Origin of the sequence: Streptosporangium sp. NPDC000509, assembly GCF_042898365.1 — a bacterium.
In the GTDB taxonomy this organism is placed as follows: Bacteria; Actinomycetota; Actinomycetes; order Streptosporangiales; family Streptosporangiaceae; genus Streptosporangium.
On the sequence record NZ_JBIAYX010000017.1, the window covers coordinates 203,758 to 217,307 of the forward strand.

At 71.2% G+C, this 13,550-nt stretch carries 9 protein-coding genes; 2 read left to right on the forward strand and 7 right to left on the reverse strand.

The annotated features are described in order from the left end of the window. Nucleotides 1-61: 61 nt before the first annotated feature. From ACFY3D_RS29590 to ACFY3D_RS29615, 6 genes are all read right to left on the reverse strand, one after another. A complete protein-coding gene (locus ACFY3D_RS29590) occupies nucleotides 62-2,041 on the reverse strand; it encodes an acetoacetate--CoA ligase (RefSeq protein WP_389985258.1) in 1,980 nt (659 codons plus the stop codon). Nucleotides 2,042-2,290: 249 nt separating this feature from the next. Further along, on the reverse strand, nucleotides 2,291-3,025 hold the full coding sequence (locus tag ACFY3D_RS29595; protein ID WP_389985328.1) for an HAD family hydrolase: 735 nt from the start codon (nucleotides 3,023-3,025) through the stop codon (nucleotides 2,291-2,293). A gap of 133 nt (nucleotides 3,026-3,158) precedes the next feature. Continuing rightward, nucleotides 3,159-3,788: an HAD hydrolase-like protein gene (locus ACFY3D_RS29600; protein ID WP_350946518.1), complete on the reverse strand. Its 630-nt coding sequence runs from the start codon at nucleotides 3,786-3,788 to the stop codon at nucleotides 3,159-3,161. Nucleotides 3,789-4,146: 358 nt separating this feature from the next. Further along, entirely contained in the window at nucleotides 4,147-4,653 is a 507-nt protein-coding gene (locus ACFY3D_RS29605) for a DUF6912 family protein (RefSeq protein ID WP_389985331.1), read from the reverse strand. Between the two features lie 166 nt (nucleotides 4,654-4,819). Further along, nucleotides 4,820-5,464 (reverse strand): HAD family hydrolase, encoded by a 645-nt coding sequence (locus tag ACFY3D_RS29610; RefSeq protein ID WP_389985261.1) that lies wholly within the window; start codon nucleotides 5,462-5,464, stop codon nucleotides 4,820-4,822. A 713-nt stretch (nucleotides 5,465-6,177) separates the two neighbouring features. Continuing rightward, entirely contained in the window at nucleotides 6,178-7,170 is a 993-nt protein-coding gene (locus ACFY3D_RS29615; RefSeq protein WP_389985264.1) for a hypothetical protein, read from the reverse strand. Between the two features lie 82 nt (nucleotides 7,171-7,252). Here ACFY3D_RS29615 and ACFY3D_RS29620 point away from each other — a divergent pair, with 82 nt between their 5' ends. Continuing rightward, entirely contained in the window at nucleotides 7,253-11,884 is a 4,632-nt protein-coding gene (locus ACFY3D_RS29620; RefSeq protein WP_389985267.1) for an HAD-IC family P-type ATPase, read from the forward strand. 66 nt (nucleotides 11,885-11,950) lie between these two features. After that, entirely contained in the window at nucleotides 11,951-12,076 is a 126-nt protein-coding gene (locus ACFY3D_RS29625) for a hypothetical protein (protein WP_350946514.1), read from the forward strand. A gap of 33 nt (nucleotides 12,077-12,109) precedes the next feature. Here the strand turns inward: ACFY3D_RS29625 and ACFY3D_RS29630 are convergent, their stop codons facing one another. Further along, on the reverse strand, nucleotides 12,110-13,504 hold the full coding sequence (locus ACFY3D_RS29630; protein WP_389985270.1) for a glycoside hydrolase family 3 protein: 1,395 nt from the start codon (nucleotides 13,502-13,504) through the stop codon (nucleotides 12,110-12,112). Between the last annotated feature and the right edge of the window lie 46 nt (nucleotides 13,505-13,550).

Sequence of the window (13,550 nt, forward strand, 5' to 3'; positions counted from 1 at the left end):
ACGGTCGACGCCGCGTGGCTCCGGGGGCGGTCGGCGCCGCGTGCCCGCGATTCCTGGGAGGTCAGTGCCGGGTGATGTCGGCTCCCGGTACGAAGTGGGACAGGACCTCGGGGTTGGCCATCGCGTCGAGGTTGGCGGCCTGCTCCGGCGCCGCGCCGAGGAGGATCTTACGGATGGGGACCTCCAGCTTCTTACCGCTGAGGGTACGGGGGATGCCGGGAACCTCGATGATCTCGTTCGGCACGTGGCGCGGTGAGAGACCTTCCCTCAGCTCCCTGCGCAGGCGCCCGACCAGATCGTCGTCCAGGGACCTCCCCTCGGCCATGGTGACGTACAGCAGCAGGCGACCCTCCTGACCGAGCTGGCCGGTGTCGATCACCAGGCTGTCGGTGATCTCCTCGAAGCGCTCCACCACGCGGTAGAACTCGCTGGTGCCCATCCGGACACCGCCCCGGTTCAGGGTCGAGTCGGAGCGGCCGTAGATCACGCAGCCGCCATCGGGAAGGATCTTGATCCAGTCGCCGTGCCGCCAGACGCCCGAATACTCGGAGAAGTAGCTGTCGCGGTAGCGGGACCCGTCGGGGTCGTTCCAGAACATCACCGGCATCGACGGCATCGGCAGGGTCAGCACCAGCTCGCCCACCTCGCCGACCACCGACGCGCCCGACGGGTCGAAGGACTCGACCCTCGCCCCCAGGCAGCGGCACGGGATCACCCCCGCACGGACCGGGAGCAGCGGTACGGCGCCCACGAAACCGGTGCACACGTCGGTGCCGCCGGAGAACGAGCCGAGCTGGACCTCCGGCATCACGTCGTGCACCCAGGCGAACCCCTCGGGCGGCAGCGGCGAGCCGGTGGAGCCGAGGCCACGCAGCCGGTCGAGACCGGACGGCTCCAGGCCAGCCTTCATGGACGCGATCACGTACGGAGCCCCCGTACCGAAGTAGGTGACCCCCTCCTCGGCGGCGATCCGCCAGAGCGCGCCGGTCTCCGGATAGGTCGCCGCCCCGTCGTAGAGCACCACCGCCGAGCCGACCAGCAGGCCGCCGACGAGGTAGTTCCACATCATCCAGCCGGTCGTGGTGTACCAGAAGAAGACGTCGCCCTCGCCCAGGTCCTGGTGGAAGGAGAGCGCCTTGAGGTGCTCGAGCACCACACCGCCGTGACCGTGCACGATCGGCTTGGGCAACCCGGTGGTGCCCGAGGAGTAGACGATCCAGAGCGGGTGCCCGAACGGCACCGGCTCGAAGCCGAGCGGTCCCGCGACGGCGCGTACCTCCGCCCAGCTCACCGTACGGACACCGTCACCGGTCACGGCCGCCTGCTGTGCCGTACCGGAGGTGTCGGCGCCGAGCGCGTCCTGGGCCGGGACGCGCACCCGCGCCACCAGGGTCGGCAGCTTGGCGGCGATGTCCTGGACGACCGCGCTCCGGTCGAAGCGCCTGCCGTTGTAGTCGTAGCCGTCCACCGCGACGAGCACCTTCGGCTCGATCTGGGTGAAACGGTCGATCACGCTGGGCGCGCCGAAGTCGGGCGAGCAGGAGGACCAGACGGCGCCCAGGGAGACGGTCGCGAGGAAGGCGATCAGCGCCTCGGGGACGTTCGGCAGGTAGGCCGCCACCCGGTCACCGCGCCCGACACCCAGCGCGGCGAGCCCCGTACGGACCCGCGCCACCTCCTCGGCGAGTTCTCCCAGGGTGAGCGCCCGGCGCCCGCCCGCCTCGTCGCGGGAGACCACCGCGAGCCGCCCGGGGTCGGACGCGGCCCCGCGCAGCGCGTTCGCCGCGTAGTTCAGCGTCGACCCGGCGAACCACTCGGTGCCGGGCATCTCCCCCGACATGACGGGCCCGTCGCCGCGCTCCCCCACCACCCCGAAGTAGTCCCAGATCGACGTCCAGAACTCCTCAGGCGCGTCGACCGACCACCGCCACAGGGACTCGTAGTCACCGGACCGGCCCAGCCATTCCGCGTAGCGGGTGACCTTGGCGTTTCTCACGATCTCCGGGGACGGCTCCCAGAGCGGCGCACCTTCCTCAACCATGACTCCATCCTCTCGGTGCCCCACCCGAATGTCATCCCCCGGGACCACACACCCTCCGGCCCCCCGGTGTGGGACGCACACGTACGGACCTTCCGAAGGGAACGAGCGGCATCGGGCCGGGGACATGGATCGCCGCCGGGCATGTGGGGCCGACCGGTGACGACGGACGGCGACGGACAGCGACGGACAGCGACGGACTCCGCGTGATTCGCCCCCGTACGGCCGTTGGCCGCCGCCGGGGGCCGGAGGTCAGCGGTCCGCGGGGAAGTGGCCGGCGCGCCGGGCCGGAGAGGTGAGACCGGCGACGGCGGCGACGACCTCGGAGGGGTTGGAGAGGTCGGGCAGGACCACGTCGGCTCCCGCCTCGTGCAGTTCGGCCGGGAGGGAACGCCCCGAGGCGACCCCGATCATCGCGGCCCCGGCGATCCTGGCGGCCTGGACATCCCTGGCCGAGTCGCCGACCAGCACCGTGTTACGCCCGTCGAAGGTCGCCCCGTACTTCCGCTTGGCGCGTCCCTGCGCGACCTGTAGGAGGGTCGCCTTGGGATAGACCTCCTCACCGTAACCGCCGATCTCGAAGTCGATGTGCCTGTCGAGGCCGAACGCGGTCAGCTTGTGCGCCGCGTTGCTCTTGATCGTGCCGGTGAGCACCGACTGGACCACACCGTCGAGCCTCGCCACGGCCTTCAGGGCGTCGCGGGCGCCGGACATCATCCTGCCCTCCTTGGCCAGGCGCCTGCGCCGGGCTCCGAAGGATTCGGCGAGCGCGTCGAGGAACCTGGGGAGGTGGTCGTCCTCGGCGACGATCCCGTTGATGGCGAGCATCTCGAACACGATCTCCGAGTCGGGACGCCCGTTGGCCTGGGTCAGTTTGACCAGGGGCCTTCCGGTGACGGCGCGGAACGCCTCCGCGTATGCCTCACGGGTGACGATCGACACGTCGACCAGCGTGAGGTCGATGTTCCAGAGAACGAGGCGGTTGATCGGGGGCCTCCCGGAATGGGGGTGGATGCCCAGGGTAAGGCCCCGGGCGTACAGTGACCGCCTTCGATACCGAAAGGATCCGTTCGCCGGTTCTCGCGAGGTCGTGTCAGCGCCCTCAGCGCCCTCACTGCCCTCAGGCGTGGTCGAGCGCGTTCTCCAGGGTGTCGACGACCGGGACGCCGAAGGCCATCAGATCGGCCCGGCTGGTCATGCCACCGGTGTAGAGGACCGCGCGTGCCCCGACGTGCTGAGCGGCGTGCGCGTCGTCCAGGCTGTCGCCGATGACGAGGACATCGGCCGGGTCGACGCCGAGGGCGGTGAGGTGGGCCACCATGGATTCGGCCTTGTGCCCGCCGGGGACACCGCGCAGGCCGTCGATCCGGGTGAAGTGGTGGTCGATCCCGAACTCCGCGATCTTGGGAACCAGCCGTTCGTGCGCCCACATGGACAGCAGAGACTGCTTGCCCCCCGCGCGCTCCCAGCTCCGCAGGGTGGAGAGGGCGTCGGCGGCGAGCCCGCACTCCAGCATCAGCCGGTGGTAGTTCTCGTGGAAGCCGAGGTCGAGCCTCTCCCACTCGCCGTCCTCAAGGGCACGGCCGAGCATGCGCTCGTAGGCGGTCCAGATCGGGCGCGTGTAGACCGCGCGGAAGCTGTCGGCATCGTAGGAACGCCCGTAGGGCTCGAACACCGCGTTCGTCGCACCGACGACGGCGTCGATGTCGTGAAACAGCGTGCCGTTCCAATCCCAAACAATGTGTCTCATATTGCCCTCCAGGATAGCGAAATTTCCCGTCGGATCGGCGCCGCGGCAGGGGATACCGTCCTCTCGGCGCCCCGGTCCGAGGCCCGGTCCGAGGTGCTCACGACAGGGCCGGCCGAGGGAGTCTCCTCCGCGCTCGGCCCGCGGGAGGAGAGGACACGAGACTCCGGACGCCACGCTGCTGGACCGGTCTCGCGCCACCAGGTCGGGCCGACATCCATCAGTGATCAAGGCCCTTGACCACCGGCGGGGGCCCGGTCCGACCTCAGGACTCGAACATCGATCCAGCCGAAGAGGATGCTCACCCACCGGCGGCTGTCAGGCACCGAATCCGCCCGATCAGCTGACCCGGTGACTCCCATCAGCCGATCAGGTCGGGGATCTCCTGGGTGGCGTACCACAGGAGCTCGTTCGCCTCGGCGCCGTCCACGGTGAAGCGGGCGTCGTCGTCGCCGCGCTCGGCCGCGGGCAGCGCGGCGAGAGCGGCCTCGACATCCTTCACCGCGGGCAGGTCGTCCACGTGGACCGCGGCGACCAGCTTCAGCGGGACCGCCGCGGCGAGCCGCACCCGGGCGCGCTCCTCCAGGTCGGTGCTCGCGCTCACGTCACCCTCCGGCACGTCGACGGCGACGACCACCCGCCGCGCGGCGACCTCCACCCCGTCGGCGCGGTCGGCGGCGAGCATCCGCAGGGAATGCCTGGCCGCCTCGGTCAGGGCGACGTACTCGAGTTCCTCGGTGTCACCCGAGGCGTACCACTCGGTCAACGCGGGGGTCACCGCGTAGCCGGTCAGCGGGGCCGGACCCAGCTCCCCCACGGCGGCCACACGGGCCAGCGCCGGAAGCGTACACGGCAGGTAGACGCGCATCCATGCCTCGATCTGTCTCTCCGACATCGGCACCGGTTCGGCGCCGATTCACGCATCGAGTGTGCCAGCATCGGCGCCCCCCGGCGTCAAGCGGCACGATCCGACGGCGGCGACCCGCGGCCCGGGCATCGGGCACGGTGACACGGTGAGAGGTGAGCGGGACAGGTCAGCGCAGCGGGACCTGGAACAGGGTCTCCAACTCGGCGATGGTCACCTCGGGGTCACGGTGGTGCACGCCGACGATGCCGAGCCGCCGGGCGGCCTCGATGTTGGCCTTGACGTCGTCGACGAACACGCACTCCTCCCCGGCCAGGCCGATCCTGCCGAGCGCGTGCTCGAAGATCCTGGGCTCGGGCTTGCGCATGCCGATCTCCCCCGAGATGACGACCTCGTCGAAGAAGTCGTCCCAGCCCTCGCGGGGATACTCGTTCGCCCAGGAGTTGGAGAGCAGGCAGGTGCGCAGCCCCGCCGCGCGCGCCTCACGGAGCATCTCGTACATCGGCTCGACCCTGTGGAAGCGGGAGAACATCCTGTTCAGCAACCCCTCGGCGGCCGGTGGCACGCCGTCCGTCGTGATCAGTCTGGCCGCCAGGTCACGTTCGAAGTCCAGGCCGGAGATCTCTCCGCGCTCCAGGGCGTGGATGGTGTTCTCGCCGTTCTCCGTGTTCTCGTACGCGTGGACGATGAGTTCACGCATCACCTCGCGGTAGTGGGCCTCGTCGAGTCTCTCCGCGACGATCCACTCGGCGACCGCTTCGGTGAGATCGACGGTGAGCACACCGCCCCAGTCGATCAGCACACCCTTCAGCATTTCTCCTCCTTGCCGGAACGGCTTCCAGGTTAGGCGCGGACCGGTGGACACGAGCGGCCGCCTCTGTCGAGGTCGTCGCCCCGAGGACGGCGCGCGAGGCCGTCGACCGCGCCGTCCGGGTCCGTGGTGGCACGGGATCGTCCGACGACGTCTCGCTCTCGGCGGTGTACGGCTGGGTCCACGCGACGCGCGTCTTCGGCGATCCGCCCGGGGTTCACGCACCGTGGCCTGCCGCGAGCTCGGGTCGCATACCTCCTAAAACATCCCCAAACAGACAGGGCGCGACCCGACGCTCCGGAGATTCCTCCCCTAACATCCGATTCAACGACCGTTACGCGTTTCACGGTCTCAATACGAGGAAGATTACGAGAATGGCACTCAGGCCATATAACCGCACGTAGAAGGCATGATCGACCTCCTGCGGGCTCCATTTGCAGCTTCCCTCGGTTCCCATGAGGAGGGATCATGGCAGTAGCTCAGGCGAGCCGGTCGCGCGCCCGTACGGCACAGCGACCGACCACATCCGCGACGTCCACCACGCCTGCCCAGGCAGGCAGGAAACAGGACGGCAAATCGTTAACGCTCAAACTTCCGATGATGACCGTTCAGCTGCGGCCTCCGCATGTTCACTTGCCGCATGTCAGCAGGCAGGAGGCGGGACAGGCCATGGACACGGCCAAGTCCTTCCTCCCGCCGGCCGAGCGCATCGCCTACTACGGAGGACTCGGCGCGCTCGCGGTGGCCGGATTGCTCGAATGGCCGGTAGCGGCGGCCATCGGGGTCGGAACGCTGATCGCGCAACGTGCGCGTGGGAAGAACGGGTCGTCGAGCCCGGTCTCCAGACCTTCGACATCCGCCGCCTCGCTCGGCGGCGCCACGTCCCCGACGACGAGGACGACATCCCGGACCCGGACCACCGGTGCCACATCCCGTTCTCGCACGGGAGGCACCACGTCCCGGACACGGGCCGGCACGTCCACCTCACGTTCACGGACCGCGAAGCCCACGGCACGGACCACGCCCTCCCGTACGGCGGCGTCCGCGTCACGCACCGCCTCCAAGACCGCGAGAACCGTCTCCCGAGCCGCGGGCACCGCCGCGTCGCGCACCGCGAGCGCCGCGTCCCGGGCAGCCGGTACCGCGACCCGCGCGGCGGGCACCGCCGCCTCACGCGCGACCCGCACCGCCTCACGGGCGACCGGCGCCGCCTCACGCGCGGCGGGCGCCGCGTCCCGGGCGACCGGCGCCGCGTCTCGGGCCACGAGCCCCACCTCACGGACCCGCACCACCGCGAGCCGTACAGGGGGCACCGCCTCACGGGCCACGAAACCCACATCCCGTGCGAAAAGCACCACCTCACGCGCGGCGGGCGCCGCGACCCGCGCGACCGGCGCCGCCGCCTCACGGGCGACCGGCGCCGCCTCACGCGCGGCGGGCGCCGCGTCCCGGGCCGCGAGCGGCGCTTCCCGGGCCGGCACGTCCACCTCGCGCTCACGGACCGCGAAGCCCGCGTCCCGGGCCGCGAAACCCGCGGCACGGACCACCAAACCGGCATCGCGGACCACGAAATCCACATCGCGACGGGCCGCGACGCCCACCTCGCGGGCTCGCGCGTCGGCGTCCACCTCGCGCACCGCGACCTCCGCGTCACGGGCGACGCCGTCCGCCTCTCGCTCGAAGGGGTCGACCTCCGGGAAGTCGTCCAAGTAATCGCAGCGATGGGGCCGATCAGGCCACGCGTCAACAAAGGCCTGATCGGCCCCGTCGTCTTGTCTGCTGGAGATCTGAATGTTCGTGCCCCGCCTGCTGTCCGTTCCCGCGGAAACCCTCTGGAGCGTCGTGCCCGGTGCGATCAAGGTCGTACCCGGCGCGATCAGAAACGCCCTGCCACATTCGCGTGGGAGGCGTGCCTGTTCCGGAGGGCTCCATGTCGATCTGCGTGTGATCGGCGCTCCGGGGAGCGGCTCCAAGGCCCGGCGGCTGGAGAAGGCCCTGCTGAAGCTGGAGGGGGTCGAGCGAGCGGAGGTCAACGGTGTCCTCGGCTCCGTCTTCGTGGGGTGTGACACGGGCCTGGTCGACCTGGAGAGGCTGATGGCGATCATCGACGCCCTCGACGACGAGGGTGCGGGCGACGATCTGACCGACGACCTGGAAGAGGAAGCCGAAGAAGCCGAAGAGGAAGAGGAAGAGGAGGAAGAGGACACCGAGTCCGGCGAGACCTCGTCTCCGGCACTGAAATTCGTCGCCTCCAGGCTGGTGGAGCACCATACCGCCAGGCTGGTGGAGCGGCACACCCGGGCCGGCATCCGGCTCGGCGCGAACCTGATCGGGACGGGCGTGGCGTTCGCCGGGCAGGCGGTGCGCGCACCGTCGATCCCGCCGATCTTTCCCGCCCTGCTGGGCCTGGCCGAGTCCACCCCGAGAGTCCGCCACGAGGTGGAACGCCGCATCGGCGGTCCGGCCACCGTCAACCTGTTCGCGACGGCGAACATCGTCACCCACACCCTGGCGCTGCGCCGGGTGGAGATGCTCGTCCAGTCGATCATCGCCGCGGGCCGCTACACCGAGGCGCGCGACACGCGGCGGGCCTGGGAGGCGCGCCAGCACGAACTGGCATCGAGAAAGGGCTCCTACCGCCACATCCGCACCGCGAGGAAACGGCGTCCCGCGCCCATGGCCCACAGCCCGGTGGATCGGTTCGAACGCGTCGGAAGCCCGGTGGCGGCCGGCGCCTCCGGGCTGACGTACCTTCTCGGCGACGGCCACGCGCGCGCCGTCGCCATGCTCACCGCGACGACGCCCAAGGCCGCGAAACTGGGCCGCGAGTTCTTCGCGGTCGCGATCGGGCGCGCCATGGCGAGACGCGGCGCGATCGTTCTCAACAATCGCGCCCTGCGCCGCATGGACGGCATCGACACGGTCATCCTCGACGCCGACGTGCTCGGCACCGGTTCGTGGGAGATCGACCGCATCATCCCCCTCGGTGACGCGGACTCCGCGAACGGCGAGGGTCTCGACGTACTGCGTGCGCGGCTGCTCACCCTGATCGACGTCGACGACCCCGAAGCGCGAAGGGAGCGCGACACCTGGAAGGCCGAACCCCTCGCGGGTCCCGCCGGGCTCGTCACGGAGGATGCCAGGGACTGGGAGGTCCGGGGGATCCGGGCCGTTCGCGTGACGAGGAAGGGCGTTCCCGTCGCCCTGGTCGGCATGGCGCCGCGGGTCGACCCGCTCGCCGACGCGATCGTCGCCGCGGCCAGGGGTGCGTGCGCCGTGGCGCTCGCGGGAGACGACACGGAACTCGGCCTGCGGCTCGGTATCGACGAGATCGTACCGGGCGGTTCCCGGCTCGCCCGGTCGGTCCGCACCCTCCAGGCGGCGGGCCACGGGGTCGCCGTGGTGTCGGAGCGCCGCATGGCCGCGCTCGCCCAGGCCGACCTGGGGATCGGCGTGCTGCGCCGCTCGGGCCGGGTGCCCTGGGACGCGGACGTGATCGCCGAGCTTGAGGAGGTTCACCTGCTCCTGAGCTGCCTGGGACCCGCGAGGAGGACAAGCGAGCGCTGCGTGTGGCTCACCACCGCGGGAACCGTCGCCGGAGGCGTGCTGACGATCCTCGGACCGGCGGAGAACTCCCAGAGCAAGGCGCAGTTCACAAGCAGCTGCACGTCACTGGCCGCCCTCGTCGCGGGCGGGTGGGCGGGCTGGCAGGCCGGGCGGGAGACGCCGCCGGTCCTGATCGACACGACCCCCTGGCACGCGATGCCGGCCAAGGAGGTCCTGGCCCTGCTGGGCTCGTCTGCCGAGGGGATCAGCGAGGCCGAGGCCAGGCGGCGCAGGTCGGCCACCGGATCGGGAGAGCCGAAGGGCCCCGATTCGCTGCTCCACGTGTCCGCCGAGGAGCTGGCCAATCCGCTCACCCCCGTCCTGGCGGCCGGAGCGGGCCTGTCGGCCATGGTCGGCTCGGTCTCCGACTCGGTGATGATCGGCACGGTCGTGCTCGCCAACGCGCTCATCGGGGGGAGCCAGCGATACAGCGCCGACCGGGCGCTGCACCGCCTGACCGAGGCGGTGGCGATTCCGGTACGACTGCGCCGCCCCCGGGAGCAGGCGAACGCGACCACCGAGGACCTCAAATCGGGCAAGCGGGCGAAGGCGGCTCCCCCTCACGATCCCGGCCCTCACGAGAAGCCGAGCGCCGCCCGCTCCCACGAGCGGGCGCAGGTGACCGTCGAGGACCTCGTACCCGGCGATGTGGTCGAGCTGCGCGCGGGTGACACCGTGCCGGCCGACTGCCGCGTGCTCAAGGCGGTGGGGTTGGAGATCGACGAGGCCGCCCTGACCGGCGAGTCGCAGCTCGTCACCAAGTCGCCGGAGCCCGTCAACGCGCCCGCCGTCGCCGACCGGACCTCGATGGTCTACCAGGGGACGACGGTGGCGGCCGGCAGCGGGCTCGCCGTGGTGGTCGCCGCGGGTGAGTCGACCGAGGCGGCGAGGACCGCCAGGCTCGCCGCGGAGCAGCCCCCGGCCTCGGGCGTGCGGTTGCGGCTGCGGGAGCTGAGCCGGCGGGTCCTTCCCGTCGCGGTCGGATCCGGCGTCGTCCTGCTCGCCGCCGACCTGTTGCGCGGCAACCCCGCGGTGCAGGCGCTCGCGCCGGCGGTGAGCCTCGCCGTCGCCGCCGTACCCGAGGGGCTGCCGTTCGTCGCCTCGGTCGCGGAGCTCGCCTCCGCGCGGCGGCTGTCGACCCGCAAGACCCTGGTGCCGAACCCCTCCACGATCGAGGCCCTCGGCCGGGTGAACGTCCTGTGCTTCGACAAGACGGGAACCCTCACCGAGGGGCGCATCAGCCTGCGGTGCGTCTCCGACGTACAGGACGAGCGCACTCTGGAGGACCTACCCCCCGAGCTGAGGTACGTCGTGACCGCGGGGGTGCGCGCCTGCCCCAAGCACGGTGAGGGGCGTTCCGTCCCGCATCCCACCGACCGCGCCGTGCTCAAGGGGGCCGAGGAGCTGGGCGTGACCGAGAAGGGGACCGGGAGCTGGGAGCGGATCGACGAGCTTCCCTTCGAACCGGGGCGCGGCTACCACGCCGTACTCGGCAAGGGCGACTCCGGCCCGCTGCTGAGCGTCAAGGGCGCCCCTGAGGTCGTGGTCACCCGGTGCACGTCCATTCTTCGCGACGGCCAGGTGGTCCCCCTCACGGACCCTCTCGTGGCGGAGATCGAAAAAGAACTCGACCAGCTCGCCCGGCAGGGCTACCGGGTGCTCGCGGTCGCGGAGCGCCCCGCCTCCAACCGTCGCGATCTCGACGAGTCCCGTATCCAGGAGCTGTGCTTCCTCGGGTTCCTCGGCCTCGCCGACCCCGTGCGGCCCACGGCCGCGGAGAGCGTCGGCCGCCTCACCCGGGCGGGCGTACGCGTCGTCATGATCACGGGCGATCATCCGAGCACGGCCGAGGCGATCGGCGTCGAGCTGAACGTGCTGAACGGCGGGCAGGTGATGACGGGGCCCGAGCTGGACGAGATGGACGACGACGCCCTGGTGGAGGCGCTGCCCGAGGTGACGGTCTTCGCCAGGACCACTCCGGCGCACAAGGCGCGGATCGTCGGCTGCCTGCGCCGGACCGGCAAGGTGGTCGCGGTCACCGGCGACGGCGCCAACGACGCCCCCGCGATCCGGGTCGCGGACGTGGGGATCGCCCTCGGCTCCCGTGCCACCCCGGCGGCGCGGGCGGCCGCCGACATCGTGGTGACCGACGACCGCATCGAGACGATCGTCGACGCGATCATCGAGGGCAGGGCGATGTGGAGTTCGGTCCGCGACGCCCTGAGCATCCTGCTCGGCGGCAACATCGGCGAGATCGTCTTCGCGGTCGGGTCCAGCCTGGTCAGCGGCGGAAACGTGCTGAACGCCCGGCAGCTGCTGCTGGTCAACCTGCTCACCGACATGCTGCCCGCGATGGCGGTGGCCTCCAGGCCGCCGACGGCCACCAGCCCGGAGAGGCTGCTCGACGAGGGGCCCGAGGCCTCGCTGGGGGCCTCCCTGACCCGCGACATCTACCTGCGTGCCGCCACCACGGCGAGCGCGGCGGGTCTGGCCTGGGCGATCGGCAGGGTGACCGGTACGCACGGGCGGGCGAACTCGATGGGGCTGGTCGCGCTCGTGGCGTCGCAGCTGCTGCAGACCCTGGCGATGGGCAGCCGGGATCGCATGGTCGTTCTCGCCTCGCTGCTCTCCCTCGGCGTTCTGGGGGCGTCGGTCTCGCTCCCGTGGCTCTGCCGGTTCTTCGACTGCCGCTACCTGGGGCCGGTGGGGTGGACCGTCGCCCTGGGGAGCGCGGCCGCCACGACGGCGGCCGGGGTGGCCTTCCAGGCGTCGAGGCGGGGTTCGTCACCGAACGTTCACCAAACGGTAACCTCGTGACTGGTGACTTAGACTCCTTTGGTATGAATTATCGCCTTAAGACCAATTTCTCCCTGTGAGGTTACTATGTCCGGATTCATCTCCACCGTGATCGCGAAGGCCGCCGTCATGCTGATCGAGGCCCTGCTCACGCGCATCATCCAGTCGCTCGTCGTCTCGCTGGCCAGGACCGGCAACCTCCAGGTCGCCTGATCCCCCTGACGGCACGGAGCCCCGGGGTCCCGCTCAGCGGCCCCGTGAGGCGATGAGCCGGGCGACCTTGAGATGCTCGGCCGAGCGAAGCACCCGCTCGGCCTTGGCGGGGTCGGCGACCGGCGCCTTGTTCAGCAGGCCGCGAGCGGCCTTCAGCTTCAGCAGTCGCCGGACGGACTGGTCGAGCCGCGCCTCGGAGATCTTTCCGGACGCCACGGCGGCGAGCAGCGCCCGATGGGCCTCGCGGTAGTCCGGCGGCATGAGCAGCAGGTCCACCCCCGCCTGGATCGCCCGTACCGCGACCTCCCCGTCGCGGTACTTCTTGCGTACCCCCGCCATGTCCAGCGCGTCGGTCGAGACGACCCCGTCGAAGCCGAGCCTCTCGCGGAGCAGCCCGGTCAGGATCGGCTTGGAGAGGGTGGCGGGGTCCCCCGAGGGGTCGAGCTTGGGCATCACGACGTGCGCGCTCATGATCGCGTCGACGTCCTTGCCGATCGCCGCGGCGAACGGCGGAGCGTCCAGTCTGTTCCACTGGGACCGGGAGTGCTTGATCACCGGCAGCCCGGTGTGGCTGTCGACGGCGGTGTCACCGTGACCGGGAAAGTGCTTCGCCGTCGCCCCGATTCCCGCGTCGTGGAAGCCCTGTACGGCGGCGGCGACCATCGGCGCCACCTTCTTCGGGTCGGAGCCGTACGCGCGCGGGCCGATCACCGGGTTGCGCGGGTTGAGGTTGACGTCGGCGACAGGCGCGAAGTCGAGGTTCACGCCCAGGGCGCGCAGTTCGGTGCCCGTCACCCTGGCGGCCCGGCGGGCCAGCGAGACGTCGCCGGTCGCGCCGATGACCGAGGCCCCGGGCAGGGGGGTGACCAGGGGGGCGAGGCGGGAGACCTTGCCGTTCTCCTGGTCGATGCCGATCAGGAGCGGGATCTCGGGGGACGCCTTCTGCAGCCCGTTGGTCAACGCCACGACCTGCCGCACATTCTTCACGTTGCCCGCCCAGGGAAAGAGGATCACCCCGCCGGGGCGATAGCGGGCGACCATCTTCGCCGGGGTGTCCACGCCGAACCTCGCCTGGTTCTCCCCCGACGCCGTGTCGGCCGACGGGCCGTACAGCACGGGCATGAACAGCTGGCCGACCTTCTCCTCCACGCTCATCGCGGCGAGCACGCCCTCCACGCCCGGCGCCTCCGCCGTCGCGGAGGCCGCGGGGGGAGCGGAGGGATCGGGAGTCCCAGCGGTCTCGGGTGCCCCGGGGGTCCCGGAGGTCACAGCGGTCGTGCCGGTGGGTGCCGCCGCGTCGGCGTTCGCGGGGGTCTCGTCCGCCCGGGTGGCACCCGAGGTGGGCGGAGCGGCCATCCCCGCCTCGGCGCATCCCGCCATCATCGTCGCGATCACTGCGATACCCGCCACACGTGTCCACCGAGCCATGCCGCTTACGCTATCCGGGCTCGCGCACCGCTGCCTCCGCATCCAC

Coding starts and splice junctions, on each gene's coding strand:
- ACFY3D_RS29610 (WP_389985261.1), bottom strand. CDS start 5,464: ATGCTGAAGGGTGTGCTGATCGACTGGGGCGGTGTGCTCACCGTCGAT.
- ACFY3D_RS29605 (WP_389985331.1), bottom strand. CDS start 4,653: ATGCGCGTCTACCTGCCGTGTACGCTTCCGGCGCTGGCCCGTGTGGCC.
- ACFY3D_RS29600 (WP_350946518.1), bottom strand. CDS start 3,788: ATGAGACACATTGTTTGGGATTGGAACGGCACGCTGTTTCACGACATC.
- ACFY3D_RS29590 (WP_389985258.1), bottom strand. CDS start 2,041: ATGGTTGAGGAAGGTGCGCCGCTCTGGGAGCCGTCCCCGGAGATCGTG.
- ACFY3D_RS29620 (WP_389985267.1), top strand. CDS start 7,253: ATGTTCGTGCCCCGCCTGCTGTCCGTTCCCGCGGAAACCCTCTGGAGC.
- ACFY3D_RS29630 (WP_389985270.1), bottom strand. CDS start 13,504: ATGGCTCGGTGGACACGTGTGGCGGGTATCGCAGTGATCGCGACGATG.
- ACFY3D_RS29625 (WP_350946514.1), top strand. CDS start 11,951: ATGTCCGGATTCATCTCCACCGTGATCGCGAAGGCCGCCGTCATGCTG.